Genomic DNA, 19,127 nt, shown 5'->3' with positions numbered 1-19,127 from the left:
TCTGCTTTAGGTCAAAAAATATTTTGATTAATAATCCTTTAACCGACGGTTATACATCGTGGCTGATATGTTTCTTGCGGCATTGATCATTTCTGGATATGGCCTATCGCAGATATCCACAAAACCAATCTGGTAATTTTCTCCATCATTTCTGGCAGAATACACCTGATCACTATATTGAAACCAGTGTGCGCCGACAAACCGGGCATCTTTAATAGCCTGATTAAGAAAGTGCGCATATACTCTACCGCGTTGGGTCTGGTTGGATACTGCACGCAGCCCTGGATGGGGTAATCCCCTATCGAGCGCACCGAAATGGTATTCCCCGATGATAATCGGCCGATCCATTCCATCGGTTTGATTAAAATCTGAAACATTATAGTCGTAATGGTTGATACTGATCACATCGCAATATTTTGCTGCAGCTTTGAAAGCGATTAGGCTGAAGTTTGGACTATTAATGCGGCAGCCTAGATAAAGCTTATTGGGAGCCACCGAATCAAGCACTTGCTGTATCGTACTAAAGTAATCATTTATCGCTTTCTCCGCATTTTTTAGGGGCCACCCGATTTCGTTGTCGACAAAAAATCCAATACACCATGGATCATTGACGGCAAGGGCAATGTCCTGGCGACTGAGTTTTTGAGCAAATACCCTGCGCAGTTCCTGCCGATCAATACTGTCAGGAAGCGGATTGGAGATGCCGGATCTAATTTCAATGGTATAGGGAGTTTTATTAAAATGATACAGATAGGGATCTGAATTAGCGGCCAGAGTATTTACTCCCCAGCTTCTCAACCTTTGATGAGCGACCATAGCAATGGTGTCACGAAGCTGATCTGACCATGGTTGAGCATATTTACGCATGAGATTGGCCCGCAAAAAATCTCCATCCGGGGGGATGTGCGTAAAATAATGCTCCCGCTGGACAGTAGGGGTCCGCTGCGAAGGACTGACAATATTAATGCCATTGGACCAAAAGAGCTTGCCTAATGGATCTACAAGCCACCATTTGCCATGGTATTTTTCAACCCGGAAATGTCCCGAGGAATGCAATGTGGGACCATCGCCCCAGCCTCCATACTTATCCCATCCGTGTGGTGATGGCTTTTGCAGCAATTCCGCTGATTCGGTATATTTCTGATCGTATATATTTTTGACGGATTTGACCTTCCCAGACCACTCTTTATAACGATACTGCCCAAATTCGTCTAAGAAAGGAAAAAAAGAGTCGCTGAGCATCAACGCTGATGGAAGACTGTAATTTCCTGTGGTGCGTATAGCTATGATGCCAATATCGCAATCCTGTTGGGACCGGGTTTTAAAGATGCTGATATTGGTAATTCTTTTTAGGTTTAAATTTTCTTTTCGCCGTACATATCCCCCTGGCAGACCGTACATTCCCTTAAAGTACCGACCTATATATGGAGGCAGACTGTCTGCCGATCGGCTTAAGGTAATTAACAAAGTATCTGTCTCTCCCGGCTCAAGTATGATCATGCTCCGATAGTAAAATTTGGCGCCATCTGCCAAGGTAAGTTTGTGATTATTAGCATCTGAACACTGCGCCTCAATGGCCACTGGAATTGCCCCAAAGTTCTTCAGGGTAATGGATATACCGATCGATTGAGACAAGTCGACTGGCGGAAAGGAGAACTCTGCACTTGCCCGCTCGGCTTTGTGCCCAAGAAAAAGCCGCATTGTTGATTTCCCTGCTAGATTGATAACTTTTGCATCAGCATCAATCAGGATTAATCGTTGCCCAGCTTTTAGATTGGCAGGGTCAATAATATGCGCAGCATGTTTTAACTGCGCAAGCGCGGGTGGAATCATAGAAAACCATATTATCAGCGCTTTGGCTATGCGATTGATATATTTCGGGGCGTACATTATAGTGCTCAAATATGTTTTTTTTAAGCGATCAGCGAGTTGAATAAAAGCAGCATTGAAGCCCGATGCGTCAGTGAATGCTAAATTGCATCAACCAACGCATGGACATCTTGAGGCGTCACAAAGTCAAGACCTTATGGATGGCACGTATAGCGCCGGTTATATTTTGTGAGGAATTAAATTTCTCAATATCCATTATTCTGTGGATAGCCACCTGTGTTCCGGTCAATAAATATCTGGGGAATCGGGCGAAGATAATATTTATCCAAAACGCCAGCGGGATTGGCATTCTTGGTCAGAATATTCTGGCTAAATGCACGTTCCAGTCTGCGGGTACGTTTTAAGTCAAACCATCTTTTGTATTCACCGGCCAGCTCGCGAGCACGCTCGTCCAGAATAAAATCGATGTTAACCTCAGCTGCCGTAATGGAGAGTGATTGACCTGATTTTGCTGCGCGTTGTCTGACTGCATTGAGTTTATCTGCCGACTTGCCCAGCATACCGCTTTTAAAATAAGCCTCTGCAGCAATCAGGTAGGTTTCTGCTAAACGAAACAGAAAGACGTCTTTTGAACCGGTGTATAGGTTTTCACTACTACTTCCCGGAAGGGCGGCAGTGGGATCATAAAATTTGTTAATCATCGGAAATTTCTCTGCTCCACCAATGCCAGCAAATGCCTGTTTCCACTGGTCAAACCTGATTACCTGCACATTTGGATTAGCTACTTTTAGCGCTGCTTCATCCGCAGCACTGAAGGGTTGATCGGGATAGGGAAAGAAGAATCTTAAATCGCCGACTTTAACGGCAGAGGTTCCTAACACGTCTGCTTTGGTCGCAAAAAAACGGCTCAAAAAGGTTACATCATAACGGGCATCTGCAGTTGTATTATATAAGGTATATAAAAATTGTGTAGGCATGAATTCAGAGCTCCGGCGATTATAGTCCTTTAGTGATGAAGTTTCATCAAAGCCTTTTTCACGCCATAATCTCCATCCAAAAAGAATATTTTGCCCATTTCCGGCTCCGCCTGGTAGCGGCTCATACTGAACAGCAAAAACAATCTCGCGGTTGCGTTCATTGCCTGATCTAAAAACTTCGGCAAATGTTGGCTGTAGGGCATAGGACGTATTTGCGATAACTTCTTCAGCCAACAGGGCTGATTTTTCGAAGTCTGTGCTCACTGCAAATGTCTTATACCCCCTGGTCAGGTGCAATAAAGAGAGAAAGTGCTTTGCAGCTGCCTGCGTTACCCGGCCAGTTTCTACCTGGGTCGGATTTACGGATAGGCTGGGAAGCGCGGCATTGATTTCAGAAATCATGAATTCATATATCTGCTGCTCTGTATTTGGTTCAAAGCGTGTAACCGGAGCAGTGAACTGCTCTTGAACCAAGGGAATGGCACCAAAATTTTCCACCAGAAGATAGTAAAAATAGGCGCGAATAAATTTCACTTCCGCTATCCTGCGATCCTTCTGAGCCGGCGTCAAATCCGGAATGTTGCCTGCAGTGTTTATTGCTGTATTACAGATCTGAATACCACTGTAGGAGCGGGTAAAGAAGTTGCTGACATAGGAGTTGTCAGCGGTAAGCGCCCTGTACTCATTAATCTGGATTGCTGGAGGCTCATTTGAAACACCGCTGACCAGCTCGCTTTCCCCACGGGTAGTTAAATCTGTTCCCCATTCAAATAGCGCAGGATTTGTGCTATAGATTGGTTTCAAAGATGCATAACAAGCATTTACCAATGATTCGAAACCTTTTGCGTCCTTGTAATAGTTTTGAGCGGTGATACCGCTCAGGTTTTCTTCCTGAAGGTATTTTTTACATGAGGCTGTACTGATCAACAGAAGTGTGATCAATAAATAAAATATCTTTTTCATAATAATGAGTCAATGTTTAAATACCGATATTCAATCCGAATAAATATGTTGATGTACTAATCGCCGTACCGTATGTGTTCTGAGAAGCCCACTCAGGATCAAATCCCTGATAATCTGTGAATAGCAGTGGATTATTCGCCGTAGCATAGATCCGGACACTGCTTAAGCGAACCTTTTCCACTAACTTTTTAGGAAAGGTGTAGCCAAGGGTGACATTGTTTACGCGGAGAAAGTTAGTTTTCTGATAGTAAATTGCATTTACAAAAGGCCCTGGATTCCCGGGTTGAAAATTTGTCTGTGAAGGGTTGGTTGCTGTCCAGTAATCAACTTTTAACTGATTATACACTTGATTGTAATTTTTGAACCCCCCATCAAAACTGCTATTGAACTGTTCCCCCTGACGGGTGTAAAGTAAGACGTATAGGTCCAGATTACCATATTTGAATGTATTTCCAAATGAGCCCGTCCAACTTGGAATGCGCTTACCAATAATCTGCCTGTCGTTGGTATTGATTACCCCGTTTCCGTCGCGATCTTTAACGCGCACCTGACCGGGACGCTGACCATAACTTGCAGCCAGTGCAGCCTCACTTGTCTGCCATATTCCCTCAAATTCATAATCATAATTCACCAGCACGGGATGTCCGATGAAGAGCAGGCTACCCAAATCATCTTTCTGCCCATTTGCCGTTTCCAGCACTTTATTGGAATTGATGTCCAGAACAAAATCAGACATCCAGGTAAACTTACCCAGTTTTAAGTTGATGGTATTCAGCCCAACTTCAAGTCCCCTGTTTCGTAATTTGCCGAGATTATCCAGTACCGAAGAAAAACCAGCAGGTGGTGGAAGCGGACGGTTACCGATAATATTGTCTATTTTACGGTCATACATATCAACGCTTCCAGAGATCCGGTTATTGAAAAATCCAAAATCTATACCAAAGTTGATCTCTTTGGTAGTTTCCCAGGTGAGATTTTGATTGGCCAGACGATTTGGTGAGTAACCTAATGCCAAAATACTTCCGAAGTAATAGCTACTGGATCCCAGGGTGGCCTGTGTATCATATGGATTAACCCTATCATTACCGGATTTTCCATAACTTAAACGGAATTTCAAATTGCTGATGGCAGAGATATTCTTGATGAATGTCTCTTCAGACGCTCTCCATGCTAATGAGGCAGATGGAAAGAAGCCCCATTTATTGCCTTCGGATAATCTGGATGACCCGTCTGCTGTTCCGGAAACCGTTAATAAATATTTATCCCTGAACGAATAGTTCACTCTTGCAACGTTTGAAACAAGATTGAATCTAACATAATTCGAGGTTACCGTTGGCCCCCTGAAAGTTCCATTTGGATCGGTATTGGTAGCAGAACCTAAGTTATACCATAAGGAGCGAAACGGAAGGTTGTATGCTGATATTGAGCCAGTTTCTGAGCGATCATTCTGAACACTGCTTACTGCGGTTGCTGTTATTTTGTGCACATTGTTAAAAGTCCGCTCATAGGTAAGCTGATTGGTCCATACTAGGGTAAGTTGTTCACCTGTTGTATAGGTTCCGGCGCGATAGCTTCCGTTTCCAGCACCTTCTTTGGATTCAATATCAAAAAACGTCCCGTTTCTTGATCGGTAAAAATTAGGAGATAAACTGGTCCTAAAAGAAATATTTTTTAAAGGGTCAACCTGAAGATACAAATTTCCGAACATCCGGTAGTTGCGATTTTCCCGAAGGTCATTTAACTGATCAAAGAGTGGGTTTGTGACACCATCGGCACCCAAAACCCTAAATACTGGATTTCCCGCAGCATCATTAGGGGAAATAGTCGCCGGTAGACGATATGCAGAACGCAAAGCCTCCGAGCTGCCCAAGTTTTGAAGGTTTTGGTTTGCATAAAAGCTAATTCCGGCCTTGAAGGTATTGTTGATGGTCCGGTCGATGCTTCCCCTGAAAGAATATCGTTTAAAATCTTCCGGAGAAACATTTCCTTCCTCCCTGAGTAACCCCGCACCAAATGAAAAACGGGTTTTATCATCCCCCCCACTCACCGCAAGGTTATGGTTCATCTGCAAACCATTTTGCTGCACTAAACCCGGCCAGTCTGTGAAGGTGTTGGAACTGGCATATGATGGAAGCGCATTCAAAACGGCGGCCGTTGCTCCTCTGCCCCTTAAATACTGTTCTTCCAGAAAAGTACGATACTCAGTTGCATCAAAAAATTCAGGCAGATTATTAGGTCTACGACTACCCAGATAGCCATCATAGGTGATCGTGGTTTTACCTGCCTTGCCTCTTTTCGTGGTGATAATGACTACCCCTTTTGCACCACGGGAGCCATAGATTGCGGTCGCCGAGGCATCTTTTAATACATCCATTTTTTCGATATCAGCAGGATTGATGTCATTCAGTCCTGAAGTTGTGGGTATGCCATCAATGACCAGAAGGGGAGAATTGGCTCCTGTGAAGGAACTTGTTCCCCTTATACTCACACTGTATCCGGATCCGGGTTTACCAACATTTTTGACGACGACAGCCCCAGGCGTCTGTCCCTGTAATGCGCCGGTTGCATCCGTTGTTGCTGCCCTGGTAATTACGCTGGAATTGACAGAAGAAATTGCCCCGGTAACATCAGATTTACGCTGCGTGCCATAACCTACAACGACTACATCTGTCAGATTGCCCGCAGATGGCTTCAAACGAATAGTCAGCGTTTCCTGACCACCTACTACAATCTCTTGGGTGATATAACCGATATAAGCGATGGTCAACACTGCATTACCAGGTGCATCGATTCGGAAAGCCCCATTGGCATCCGTAATACTTCCCCCCTTTTCCACACCTTTGATTTTAATAGTAACTCCGACCATGGGTTGACCGGTTTCGTCGAGCACTTTTCCCGTGATCAGCGCTCTGAGGTTTTCCGTAATCTTTGGAACAATGACAATCAAATCATTTTCCAGATGTCTGTAAGTAAATGAAGTGCCTTCCAGAAGTCTGGTAACCAGAGTTAATACTTCTTCATTCTGCGCATTGACTACATCAAATCTTTTGGTAGGGATTTTAAATTCCCCAAATAGAAACCTGTATTTGGTTTTTTTCTCAACTTCTGAGGCCACTCTTTTGAAATCTACTGACTTCAGATCAAGGCTTACTCTGGACTGTGCATATCCGGCTGCAAACAACTGAAAATTAAGCGCCACAATCAGCAGGAGGGTCAATTTCATAATCAATAGTAATTTATTTAGGCAATAGGATTGCCTAACACACGTGTAGTGCGTAAAAAATTTCATAACTTTACTTCGTTAAAGGTGAAAGAAATCAGGCTCCCTTGGACAGTAGCCTATCTTAATTAATCGTCTTTGGTACATTCGGGGATATATTATCCCCGTTTTTTTTGGAGCACTATTGCTGGTTCATATTTGGCTATTAAAGGTTAATTATTTGATTAATATATAGTGATTTTTTTGTTGTCCATTGAATATGAAAAGGGTTCAATCAGCGCTAATGCGTCCAGTACATCCCGGATCTCTTTTTGGTCAAAAGTACCCGAGAAACTTGCATCTCTTGCCTTTGCACTTCGGAACTCAAAGCTAACGTCATATACCCGCTCCATTTCTTTTGATAGATCACCAAAAGTCTTTCCCCTGAATACAATCGTATGGTATCTCCAGAGGGCTTCTACGACAGCAGTATCTTCCTTGTTTAAGTAGGTAAGCTCAGGAAGTGATGAATAACTCTTCTGAACTTTACCAGAAACCTGATCTTGATATCGAACGATAAGCTTTTCTGAAGGATTAAGGGTGATCACGTCGTTTGGCCTGTCCGGAAGTGTAACCTGTACCTTTCCTGTGATTAACGTTGTCTCACTCACCTTGTCCCTGGGATAGGCTTTCAGATTGAAAACCGTACCGAGAACCTTTATGTCAGCCTTATCTGTGTGAATGAGAAATGGATGGGCGCTGTCATGATGTACATTAAAATAACCCTCTCCAGAAAGATAAATTTCTCTATGATTTGGACCAAATGTATTGGCTAGTTTTATCTTGCTGTCCACATTAAGAATTACACGGGTTCCGTCGCTCAGGAGCAGTGATTTTTTGATCCCTTTTGCTGTACTATATACCAAAGGGTTACTGGCAACAACCGGACGGTATTCATTCCAGAGAAAATAAGAGGTTCCTAATGTTATTAAGATCAAAGCTGCAATTCGCAGAAGCCAGTTGAATTTTCTTTTTTTCTCCATCTGGTAGCCCTGCTCAATGGTGGCAATCTTAGACTGTATTTTTCTGTATAAAGCAATATTCTCCTGTTCTTCTATCTGAGCTGAAAGCAAGTAACTCCTTATTGAATGATACTCCTGCAAAAGTTGTGGGTCCTGAGAAAGTAAACTATCTAGTTTTTCTCTATCAGCCTGAGAAATTTCCTCAAGAAATTCTGCAGTGATCAAACGGACAAATTCTTCGCTGGTCATAATTTGGTTAGAATGGATTATGGTATAGACAATTTTCAAACCCGATTTACGTATACACTTTCTATTTTTTTTATTTTTTTTTTAAAAGCGCAATTTCTGCTGGTGATTTAAAATGATGTGCAGCTTAAATTTATCATAGCACGCAGGAGAGTGACCATTGTAATAAAAAATGTTTACATTAGAGAAAATTATAACCAGATATCAACCCACGATCTTGCCGGAACGTGCGGATCTTCTTGAGAATTCCAATGATGAGTTAAATAATGGCGGAGAAACAGGAAAATATTCTTGCGTGCTGGGATGAGATCCGGTACAGAAATGATGCGAAAGCTTTTGAGCGGCTTTTTCATTTGACTCAACGTAGATTTATCCGTTTTTGCACGCAGTATGGCGCTAGCCGTGAAGAAGCCGAAGAGATTGTATCTGATGTGTTTGTGCAGTGCTGGATTAACAGGGCGGCGTTAAACCATATTAATAAACCCGAAGTCTATTTGCTCACCCTTATTAAAAATAAAGCTATCAATCATTGGAAAAAATCAGCACAGATGCGTGTTGTAAATATTGACGATGTTGAGGGGGAGCTCTCCTGTATTTATCGACCAGATCTTGATCTGGAAAAAAAAGAACTCCGGATGAAGCTGGATGTTGCTATTGATGGTCTTCCGCTACAAACCAAGCTTGCCTTTAAACTGGTAAAGGAGGAAGGATTGAAATCCGCTGAAGTTGCTGAAATACTTAATATATCAGTCCGAACGGTTCATACCCATGTTTATAATGCGATGAACAGACTATGTAAAGAAATGCATCAATACAGAAAAGTTTCCAATTTTCAAGAGCTGATCATTAATTTAGCTTCCGCCACGATCTTATTTATTGAATTTAATTTCCGCTAATTGGTCCAAACTTTTATGGAAAAGGATGGTGAATTTGTCATCATATGTTTCAGTCCAAATACATCAGGTACCAAAGGTCGATAGATAGGAATTCTTCCTGAAATAGTGGATTTCGACTTATAATTTTCAAAATTTAACATCACGAGCCTATTATTTCTCTTACATGATAACCCTTACACGTTGACCTGAATAAGTGATATTTTTCCTGGAAGAAGAATGAATTAAAGTTTTACCTTTTTCGCCGTTTCTAACGATGGTCACATTAAATACCACATCGCCAAATTTCCAGGGTTCTCTGGCGAAGTGAGTACCATGGCTTCTCATCATTGGCAACCAGGTGGCAAACTGGAGGGTTCTTACATAAAACTCTCGATACCCAGGATCTAAAGTTCCTGTATCAAAGTCTCCTTTCCAAAACCATTGCGATTTTGATTTTACAAAAAATGCACCGGCATCAATGGTCCAATAAGGATTGCCTGTCGCAATGTAATTCAAACCGGATGGAATCCATTTGGCAAAATCAGCCCAGGTTGCTTTGGTATCTCCATTCCAAATAAATGTTCCGTAACGATGAATACCGGCAAAGTCAGATCGGGTCAGGTTTAAAACTCTTTTCTGGTCTGTAGCCAGACGCTGGTTATCAAAAATACCTTTTGAGTGATTGAGCGAATATAGATTAGCCCTTAAGGGTCCAAGCAGTTGATTTAAACCATTAGCATTAAGATTATATCTGGCTTTCGGATCCTGTGCAATATTATTGGCCTTTTCATTCCAATCGCCATCTACTGATTCCGATGAATCACACTACCATGCATCAACACCATTTGAAAACAGATTTTTATTAACATAATTACTCCGATACATTTTCCGGGCCGAAATATTGAAGGCATCATAAACCGATCTGCCAAGTACATTTTTTCATACAAATCCGACATCTAACCAAAATAATACATCAGTAAAGATGCGCCCGAACCATCAAAAAAATTACTTTATCAAGAATTCTAATGAAATAATAAAGAGCGAAACGAGGTAAAATGATTTAAAAAGAATAAGTGTAATCGATCTAAATACGCACCCTCTCTTTAACAGCATATTGCTATTAATTTGAGTTTGTCTGAATTTGGCACAATTTATTTTGCCATATGTAAATTTTTCAAAATGATTTCTGATGACTAGATCAGTCATCAGAAATCAGCTGGTTTTTTTTTGCTATATCAGCAGAACTGAGCGCTTAAAATTTAATTGATATTTGGCTTCCATCGTATGCTATTGAGCGGGTTTCCTGAGCTTTGGCCGACTTTGAAATCAGTCTTAAGTTAAACTTTCTAGTATTCAGCATACCTTTAAAACTCCCTTTTCTGTTACTGATATTTAAAGTTTTATTATCATCACTCCACAAAAAAGTAATTTCTGAAAAAGCTCCTTTTTCATAATTGTAATTATCACCCTCATCCTCATAAAGTATGAATTTACCATCTGCTCCTGCATAAATGCTAATATCAAGACTATCCCATTTTTTTTCTGAAGCGTACTGCACATCAGGTCCGAGGGGAATAATTGATCCAGCCTTAACATATAGTGGAACGATTTCGATTGGCGCATCAGTATCGATAGTTTTTCCTCCTTCAATAAATTGATTTGTCCAAAAATTGTACCATCCGCTTGTTTTTGGTAGGTAAACAGGCCATTTTTTTACCTGGTATTTAGTTACAGGTGAAACCATTAAGGATCTGCCAAATAAATACTGATTTCCTAGATCATGCGTTTTTTTATCTTTGGCGAAATCCATCATCAAGGGACGCATAAATGTTCCGTCATTTCTTGATACATCCCATGAAGTACTGTAGATGTAAGGGAGGAGACGATAGCGAAGTTTGATCATTTTTTCCTGCGCATCGAAACACCAGCTTCCCTTTTCGCCGAAGTTCCATATTTCCCTAGGAAGATCAGTTCCATGCGAACGCATCATAGGACTAAAAGTTCCAAACTGCATCCACCTTACATAAAGCTCCTGAAATTCCGGATTTTTATTGCCACCACCTTTGCGCCAACGACCTGCAAAAAAGCCTCCGATATCACTGTTCCAATTGGGTATTCCAATCAAGGTATAATTTAGTGCTGCAGGGATTTGTTTTTCCAGCATATCCCAGGTGGAATTAACATCTCCACTCCATGTATTTGAGCCATACAGTTGTTGGCCTACAAATCCTGATCGGGTTAGAATAACAACCCGTTTTTGGTCATTTGTCTCACGCTGATGGGTAGCAATGCCTTTGTTGTGCATCAAACTGAAACCATTTTTAACACTTCGGTAACTACCAAGGTTGGTTGGAAGATTAAAATCACTATCTTTTTTATTGATGTGATCAGGTTCTGTTGAGTCCAGCCACCAACCATCATTACCGATATGACTGAAGATACCTTTATTAAGATATTTCCAGTATATATTCAGTGCCTGTGGATTGAATACGTCGTATGGTCGAGCACCGCTATTTGGAGGCCAGGTATCAAAATTAATAATCATATTCTTACTGTCGAATTCTTTGCGCTGTGCCGTCTTTGGCCCGAAGCCTGGCCAGGTTACAATCAGTAGTTTGGCGTTTAACTGATGAATATCATCCACCCATTTTTTTGGATTTGGGAAACGCAATTGATCGAAAGATTGGGAATTCCAGGCACTATCTGTTTTGTTAAATTCCGGCCAGTAACGCCAATCTTGAATGATGACGTCCAAAGGAACCTTCAACTCCCGATATTTCTTGACCACATCCAGACTTTCTTCCTGGGTATTATAGCGTTCCTTACTCTGAAAAAAACCATAAGCCCATAAAGGTAACATTGGCGCTTTTCCGGTTAGTGCTCTTATTTTCGAGATTACTCCATCAGCATTACCACCGTACATAAAGTAATAATCAGAGCAGTGGCCTAAACTTTCAAAAGAGAGTTCTTGTGGATTATCATTAAATTCCGATATAGAATAGTTATCCCAGAATACCGCATATCCTTTAACGGAGTGAAAAAAAGGCGAATAGGTTGACATGTTTTCATTTTGTAGATGATGAGCCGAATTTCGACGGTTGAATTTATTATCAAGGATTTGTCCAACCCCAAAAATGGCCTCGTCTTTATCCAGTAAAAATCCGGTTCGAACTTTAAATGATGGTGTTCCACCATCATTCAACGCAGAGAACTGCGTTCCATAGTCTTTTTCATGAAGTAATTGTTTGCCTGAAAGATCTGAAAAATAAACCCCACCTGTTTCCGTATTTACATCAACTTGGATTTCTTTACTTTTAATCATATAATTTTTCCCTTTCTGCGCAAATATGAGTGCAGTCTTTTCAGGCTTTGCTGTTACGGCAAGACTTGTTTTAACATAGGGTCTTCCTTTCGGCGTCTTGTAAATCCTCACAGTGTTTGAAGAGTAAAATTGAACACTGATGTCCAGCTGCTGAGCAGAAAAATTGATTCCCTGGGCTGTTTTTCTAACAGTTTGAGCACTCAGAACATTGCCAAAAAATAATGTCAGGATTGCAAAAAGAATCGTTGAAATTTGATGGATTTTCATATATCTTGATATTTGGTATAGTTGAGTGCAAAACTAATGAGAACACAAAATTCAAGACAACAATCATGTTGAATCTTTTAAGACTTATGTTGATTTTTAATGCTATCAGCGTACTCCGAAGGCTTGCAGCCGTACATATCCTGAAAACATTTACTTAAATAGCTCGAGCTGCTGAAACCAACACGATCGGCGATTTGAGAAATATTCAGCTGTCCTTGTATTAGCAGTTCTGCAGCTTTTTCGAGCCTGATGTTCCTTATGAATATAGAGGGCGATTTATCCAGCAAAGTGATAAGCTTCCGATACAACCCCGTTCTATCCATATTTAAATCTCGACTGAGCTGTTCTACTGAATAATCGGGAACATCAAGATTTGTTTTGACCAATGAAATCGCATTTGCTAAAAAAGAAGATTCTAACTGGCTCAAAGGCGAAATGGGATCAGCCTCCCCACCGGAGCTTAACATATTAGTATCGGTACGCTCGTTCTGCTCCTGAATGAAGTTCTGCTGATCAATCAGGTTGCGAATTCTTAACAACAAGATATCTTCCCTCCGGGTCCTTTCAGCCTTTTTCCGCTCACTTCGCAAGTACAAGTAAATGATGGCGAGCACCAATACCAGGAAAAGAAATATGTATAGCATGTAGGCTAAAGGGGTTTTCCACCAGGGTGCTTTAATGGTGAAAGTTAAGATAGAAACCGGAGTGTCCCATTTCAAATTATCATTGGATGCTTTAACTTTGAGTTTATACTTTCCTGGGGGAAGATTAGTATAAGAAACCTGCAACATACCTTTTTCGGTATATAGCGCATTTTCCTGATGGCTGAAAGTTTCTCTCCACTGTCGGTCTATACCATCAAGCTGATAACGGTAGTAAGTTTGGGCAGGATTGGAATAGTTTAAGGCAGTAAATTCAAAAGTGAGGAAATTTTGATGGTGGGAAAGCTCAATATCATGGGTATAAGGTGCAGCCTTTTCTAACAAAATACGTCCGTCATAATATTTACCAATTTCTATCCACTGACCATGGAGAATTAAAGAGGTAAACACAGGTTTAAATGCTAATCCGGAAAACTGAAGATGCTTTCGGTTTAGAATTGTGAAACCGTTTACACCTCCAAAGTAAAGCGTACTGTCTTCACTCTCATAGGCTGATCCTTTTAAGTATTCACCCTCCAATACGCCTGCATTCGGATCGAATTTAATGAAGCGAACCCCTTTTGTTTTAGCATCTATTTGAACCTTATTGATTCCGTAGCTAGTTGTAATCCATATATTCCGATCATGATCCTGAAAAATTGACTGTATGAAATTATTTGACAGACCATCTTTGGTGTAAAATGTTTTTTCTTTACCCGTAACATTATCCAAAACCTTTAATCCATCAGCTGTTCCGGTCCAAATCCAACCGCGATGATCCGTGAGCTGAGTTGCTTGATCATTTTTGTATTTACTTGTTGCAATATTTAGTTTTTGCAATTCATTGGCGGGAAGGGAAAAAGATTGCAGCAGTCTGAGTTTTGCATGATTGCCGAATTTTGGATGATATTGGTAAAATTCAGACCGAGATTTAATGTAGATGTTCCCCTCCTCGTCTTCACTAAAGGCTTGAACCAAAATATCCTTGTTGGATTTAACCTCAAAAGCTGATCGTCTAATGGCATTGAACATGTTTCTTTCCTGATGATGATAGAGCAAACCCTGGTTTACAGTTCCCAACCACAACCCGCCTTGCCGATCATAAAAAACAGTGCTTATTTCTGTATTCAATTTACCGCCGTCTACTTTTTCGATACTCGGTAAATATTTTGACCTGCCACTTTGGCAATCAATCATCCAAATGCCATTGGAACAACTAATTGTTGCCAATCCTTTCTCATCTACAAATAAGGTGTTAAGGGTATAATCGGTCTGCAGTAACTTCTTCCACTTTAATTTTAGCAGATCAAAGAAAAAAAAACCACCTAGATTTCCATTTCGCAATTGATAAAATCCATTGGCGGCTTTGACTACGAGCGATGTCCGATTGAAATGCATTTGTTCTGATGCAGGATAAGCGTTAATGGTATATTTGTTTTTTGCAGTTTTAAGATCATGACAAACTATAGCACCAGTATTGTAAAAAAGAAAAAGATGTTCCCCGTCTGAACTGATATCTTGTAGAACCCCTAACTGTGGCGCAAGGCTAATTTTACTTTTGTGGTTTTTTGATATCAGTTGGTTATTGATTAGCAACCACATCTGTTGCTTTTGATCGAAAAATATATCATCAACTCTTGAATGAAATCCTGCATTTTCAAAATATTGATTCAGATTAGTAATATAACTTTCTTTGCGTAAGTCCACGCACATCAGCTGATGTCTGTCCTTTATCCAAAGCGTTGAATCCCCACTCTGATAAATGCGATAGTGTCCACCATAATTTTTTAGCGGGAAATTATTGCTGATTTTCCGATGAATATACCTAAATCTTGCTCCGTCATAAATATTGATATTGCCACTTGTTTTGAACACCATCCGCCCATCAGGTAGCTGAATAATATATCTAACCTGGTTATCGCTTAATCCATGCATTACATTTATAGGAGAAAAAACAAAGTCCTGTGCAGCAATTCTAGAAAAAATTAAAAAAGAAATGAAAGTCAAGCTAATGATTTGCTTCATCTATATATCTGAATGGTTAGAGGGTATTAAATAGAAAAGTGCAATTTAGTGAATCCTAATAAAAAGAAACTAACTAATTGCACAATCAATGGATGAAAACTCGGTTGATAAATTCTTGAAAATATCATCAGTACAAACGAGATAAGTTAGAGTATCGCTGAAAGATATTTACATCCTAAATATTTTACCACATAAATTATTATAGAGGAAGGAACCGAAGACTATGTACCATGCATTGGAAGCAGCTTTGGCATTTATTCTCAAAAGAGAATACGTATCAGAGTTGTAAATTTATTGCGTTCTAAATGATGTTGATGAAGTATCGAGATCTAAAATACAAAAGATCGGCAGATTGATAATCCTAACATATTTGCGTCAAATCATTAATATGTTGCTGTTATGAATTTGGCGGGTCGGAGTCAAATAAATTGGTTTTCCTATTATGTATTCTCAAAATTTCTGAACAGTTATTTATTATTTATCGAATGGAATTTTCTCATGTATGGCTGCTAGAATATTTTTCAATCGATCATTCTGGTCAATCTCACAACTGTCATCACTTTGCAGATGGTCAGAAATCAGTTTTTTAATTTCTTCCTCCTTTGTTGAGCCGAAATGAAGAAATAATAAATTCAGTTCGGAACGTGTACAATTATTATTCAGAAATTTTCGAAAAAATAGTGTTGGCTCATTTTCCATTTTTAATTCATTAATAGTTTATTTATAAATTTTCTTATTGCCTGATAATGCTTTATAATTAAAATTCTGCAGTAGTTATTTCCTAACAGTTCGAGATAAACAAACGTGCGCTTTTAAAAGAAAACTCCTCACAGTAAAACCCATTATCCCTTATAACTTAATTCTATCCTTTTTTTTTTAAAAAAAAATTAGTATCCATCCAGATTTAATCAAAATCTTTTAAAACCGAAGCTCTAATCCATTCCAGTGAATTACGGATGGATAAACTGCCTTAGAAAATCTTCTGCCTTACTACATGGCACATCAAGACTAGTTCGATGAATCTATAGGTATAACTTTTATGGCACGCAAACCTTGCAGCTTCATTTCTATTTCAAATTGTACAGTACAATTAGGCTCTGCCACTCCGGATATGTCAGCGATGTCAAAAAATATTTCCTGGTCGTTGCGATCAGATATTTCTCCTATTCCCAGAGCATAATTAAGATTGATTATTTTACCTATTCTTTTCATTGTAGATAGTATTTTTTGAATAAATTTGAACGAAAATAGAAGGACTTTCCTGCTAAGAATGTTTGAAGTAATCTCTAATCGAGCCAACAATAGCAATATTTCGTAGTGTATTGATATAAGTTTAGTAAATTGCTAGATAAAGAATGCTTGAATAATTGTTGCACTTATTTTTAAGCAAGTATCACTGTTTGTTTATACCACATAATAACATAGAATTTTCTATCTAAGAGCCAACGTTATGAGCAACATAATACCAAAATACAGTCTGGAAGACCCATTAAATCAAAATGACTTTAACTTTTATAAAAGTGATGAGTTGGTTGAATTTATGGCACAAGATCAAAACCCTCATTCTCATAATTACTACATTTTAAGTTTTTTGTACAGTGGATCAATTCTTCATTTAGCTGATTTTGAAAGCGACCGAATTACAGCTCCAGCAATTTTATTATTAGATATCGACCGGGTTCATACTCATCCTATTCTTCATGATTGCGTAATCAAGTCAATAGGTTTTTCACAAAGATTCATTAAAGATCGCGGGCCTACTTTTTTTAACAGCCTCAATAAAATTTTCTCCCGTCCGTTCATTAAAATCTCTAAAGGTGAAATTGAGCGTATTGATGAGATTATTCACCTTATGGAAAACCGAAGTTTCAACAGTACACTAGAAACAGAACTTACACAATCCCTGCTTGATGCGCTTGTAACTTATTGCGCAATACTTTCAGATCAGAACCCTTCTACAGAAAAAACCTTGAATGAAATCTACGCCAGGTTTAGAATACTGTTAAAAAAACATTATACCGAACATCATGAGGTAAGTTTTTATGCAGATAGCCTAAATATAAGCACAAGTGTGTTGACTCATCAGGTAAAGCATTCCACATTTAAAACTCCGAAGCAACTTATCGATGAACATTTATTGTTAGAAGCGAAACGAATATTGTATTGGTCTGACATTACAAGTAAAGAACTTTCATGGAAATTAGGCTTTGAAACCGACAGTTACTTCAGTCGCTTTTTCAAAAAGTATACTGGATTGACGCCGAAGGAATTTCAAAAGAATTCCATTTTAAACCGAATTTTGTGAAAGACCTACCGATGAAAAAATATAGTTTCATCGGCAGGTCAAAAACTTTACTTTTTGGGTAAAAACTCCATTGTTCCGTAGCGGTTGTACACCATTCCATGTGCAATATCGTCTGCAACATCTTTTCCGTGAATAAGTTCGATTGCTTCAAGCGCGACATCCATTCCTGATGTAACACCTGCTCCCGTCAGGAATTTTCCGTCAACAACAAAACGCTTTTTCTCCTGTACATTGATTTTGGAATGAGACTTAAGTTCATCTATCGACCAGTGGTGTGTGGTAGCTGATCGCCCGTCCAGTAAACCAGTATTGGCCAAGATCAATCCTCCGGTACATACTGACATGGTCATTTGGGTTTTATTGTTTTGATCGACAATCCAGTTCATCATTTTTTTATCTGCTGAAACTTTCGCAACTATTTCCGGGGATGTTCCTGGGATAATTAGTATGTCTGCCTGGGGTGCATCGAAAATATTGTATTTTGAAACTAAATTAACCGTATTACCGTCCATGATAATATTCTTGTTCTGGGTGGCAGATACCGTATATATGTTATATTTGTTATTCGAATTATTCGCCTTAACAAACACATCAATTGGCCCACCAGTATCAACAATCTCCACTCCGTCGTATACCAGTACGCCCACATTGATTTTTCTATCTTTAGGAAAACTGAACTTTGTTTCTTTATTTTCCTGTGCCTGGCCGCTGATGGAGTGAAAAATCACAACACTCATAACCATCAAAAATTTGATCTTCTTCATCTAAGTATAACTTTATTTATATATTTATTACGTGATGATTTGTATTGCCGGCAAGCTTATCACATGAAACAAAAGTATTGACAAATGGAAAACTCCAATTACACTTTTGCAATATTTTCTTTCACTTTTCATTTTTTTTAACAACAATGCTCATAGGAAATTTAGATTTTGCATTGTTATCCAGCTTGAACTATTAAGTCTATCATTATTTCCATTTTCACTTCTTGTAAAAAAGACAAAGAAGAAGTCGAAACTTCAAAGCCCACTGCCAATAATATTGAAATTGGCACAGCAAACAATAAATAATCGTTAAGAGGAAGGGAGTTTCATTTTGATGCAGATGTTTAAACTAACTTTCTCGTTAAAGAATAATACAATCTGATAAGCATCTTTTTTGTAAGTAAATCTAGGACGATACTAAAGATTGTTAAGCTTATCTTTCCTCTGATTAATAGATCTTTAACAGAAATGAGGCTGTCTCAAAATAAATGAGGCAGCTTTTTTGTATTTAAATAAATCCTATGTGTTATTTCTTTGTTGCTGGCTAGAAATGTTTATTTATCCAGCATTTTGTTAAAAAGAGCAAAAGCAAGTCTTTTTAGGCTGCTTTTTTTCTAACATTTTGTGCAATTGCCAATAATCCCCATTCTATTGCCACTTTTTCTTTCCCCCGAAGCATGAAGCGGCGGAA

Annotated in this window: 10 protein-coding genes and 1 pseudogene; 2 read left to right on the top strand and 9 right to left on the bottom strand. The window is 39.3% G+C overall.

Translation table 11 applies throughout. From position 1 onward, the window contains the following. Positions 1–27: 27 nt before the first annotated feature. The 4 genes from BMX11_RS22215 to BMX11_RS22200 all read right to left on the bottom strand — a co-directional run bounded on the left by BMX11_RS22215 (position 28) and on the right by BMX11_RS22200 (position 8,240). Positions 28–1,890, bottom strand: coding sequence for a hypothetical protein (locus tag BMX11_RS22215; RefSeq protein WP_090889094.1), 1,863 nt, complete (start codon positions 1,888–1,890; stop codon positions 28–30). 185 nt (positions 1,891–2,075) lie between these two features. After that, positions 2,076–3,770: a RagB/SusD family nutrient uptake outer membrane protein gene (locus BMX11_RS22210; protein WP_090889091.1), complete on the bottom strand. Its 1,695-nt coding sequence runs from the start codon at positions 3,768–3,770 to the stop codon at positions 2,076–2,078. A gap of 16 nt (positions 3,771–3,786) precedes the next feature. After that, on the bottom strand, positions 3,787–6,993 hold the full coding sequence (locus BMX11_RS22205; protein WP_245738741.1) for a SusC/RagA family TonB-linked outer membrane protein: 3,207 nt from the start codon (positions 6,991–6,993) through the stop codon (positions 3,787–3,789). Between the two features lie 221 nt (positions 6,994–7,214). After that, positions 7,215–8,240, bottom strand: a complete 1,026-nt coding sequence (locus BMX11_RS22200; RefSeq protein ID WP_090889085.1) for a FecR family protein — start codon at positions 8,238–8,240, stop codon at positions 7,215–7,217. Between the two features lie 263 nt (positions 8,241–8,503). On the opposite strand from BMX11_RS22200, the gene BMX11_RS22195 reads away from it, so the two are divergent. After that, positions 8,504–9,133 carry a sigma-70 family RNA polymerase sigma factor gene (locus tag BMX11_RS22195; RefSeq protein ID WP_090889083.1) on the top strand — a complete coding sequence of 210 codons (630 nt, stop codon included), beginning with the start codon at positions 8,504–8,506 and terminating at the stop codon, positions 9,131–9,133. Positions 9,134–9,292: 159 nt separating this feature from the next. Here BMX11_RS22195 and BMX11_RS22190 read toward each other — a convergent pair. The 4 genes and pseudogenes from BMX11_RS22190 to BMX11_RS22170 form a co-directional block, all read right to left on the bottom strand. Beyond that, positions 9,293–9,898, bottom strand: a pseudogene (locus BMX11_RS22190) (TIM-barrel domain-containing protein); the annotation flags it as partial. A gap of 466 nt (positions 9,899–10,364) precedes the next feature. Beyond that, entirely contained in the window at positions 10,365–12,701 is a 2,337-nt protein-coding gene (locus BMX11_RS22185; RefSeq protein ID WP_090889077.1) for a glycoside hydrolase family 31 protein, read from the bottom strand. Positions 12,702–12,778: 77 nt separating this feature from the next. Then, on the bottom strand, positions 12,779–15,367 hold the full coding sequence (locus BMX11_RS22180; RefSeq protein ID WP_217643903.1) for a helix-turn-helix domain-containing protein: 2,589 nt from the start codon (positions 15,365–15,367) through the stop codon (positions 12,779–12,781). A 1,008-nt stretch (positions 15,368–16,375) separates the two neighbouring features. After that, positions 16,376–16,579 (bottom strand): hypothetical protein, encoded by a 204-nt coding sequence (locus BMX11_RS22170; RefSeq protein WP_090889072.1) that lies wholly within the window; start codon positions 16,577–16,579, stop codon positions 16,376–16,378. Between the two features lie 238 nt (positions 16,580–16,817). On the opposite strand from BMX11_RS22170, the gene BMX11_RS22165 reads away from it, so the two are divergent. Next, positions 16,818–17,672, top strand: coding sequence for a helix-turn-helix domain-containing protein (locus tag BMX11_RS22165; RefSeq protein WP_090889069.1), 855 nt, complete (start codon positions 16,818–16,820; stop codon positions 17,670–17,672). A 47-nt stretch (positions 17,673–17,719) separates the two neighbouring features. On the opposite strand, the gene BMX11_RS22160 is transcribed toward BMX11_RS22165, so the two are convergent. Further along, positions 17,720–18,436, bottom strand: coding sequence for a DJ-1/PfpI family protein (locus BMX11_RS22160; RefSeq protein WP_090889066.1), 717 nt, complete (start codon positions 18,434–18,436; stop codon positions 17,720–17,722). Positions 18,437–19,127 lie beyond the last annotated feature (691 nt).

This window comes from Pedobacter rhizosphaerae (genome assembly GCF_900111155.1).
Taxonomy (GTDB): domain Bacteria; phylum Bacteroidota; class Bacteroidia; order Sphingobacteriales; family Sphingobacteriaceae; genus Pedobacter; species Pedobacter rhizosphaerae.
This window is presented reverse-complemented; position numbering and strand designations above follow the sequence as displayed.

What these genes read in the sequence shown, in the direction of transcription:
- BMX11_RS22215 (WP_090889094.1), bottom strand. Translation starts at nt 1,890, where the DNA reads ATGTACGCCCCGAAATATATCAATCGCATAGCCAAAGCGCTGATAATA.
- BMX11_RS22210 (WP_090889091.1), bottom strand. Translation starts at nt 3,770, where the DNA reads ATGAAAAAGATATTTTATTTATTGATCACACTTCTGTTGATCAGTACA.
- BMX11_RS22205 (WP_245738741.1), bottom strand. Translation starts at nt 6,993, where the DNA reads ATGAAATTGACCCTCCTGCTGATTGTGGCGCTTAATTTTCAGTTGTTT.
- BMX11_RS22200 (WP_090889085.1), bottom strand. Translation starts at nt 8,240, where the DNA reads ATGACCAGCGAAGAATTTGTCCGTTTGATCACTGCAGAATTTCTTGAG.
- BMX11_RS22195 (WP_090889083.1), top strand. Translation starts at nt 8,504, where the DNA reads ATGGCGGAGAAACAGGAAAATATTCTTGCGTGCTGGGATGAGATCCGG.
- BMX11_RS22185 (WP_090889077.1), bottom strand. Translation starts at nt 12,701, where the DNA reads ATGAAAATCCATCAAATTTCAACGATTCTTTTTGCAATCCTGACATTA.
- BMX11_RS22180 (WP_217643903.1), bottom strand. Translation starts at nt 15,367, where the DNA reads ATGAAGCAAATCATTAGCTTGACTTTCATTTCTTTTTTAATTTTTTCT.
- BMX11_RS22170 (WP_090889072.1), bottom strand. Translation starts at nt 16,579, where the DNA reads ATGAAAAGAATAGGTAAAATAATCAATCTTAATTATGCTCTGGGAATA.
- BMX11_RS22165 (WP_090889069.1), top strand. Translation starts at nt 16,818, where the DNA reads ATGAGCAACATAATACCAAAATACAGTCTGGAAGACCCATTAAATCAA.
- BMX11_RS22160 (WP_090889066.1), bottom strand. Translation starts at nt 18,436, where the DNA reads ATGAAGAAGATCAAATTTTTGATGGTTATGAGTGTTGTGATTTTTCAC.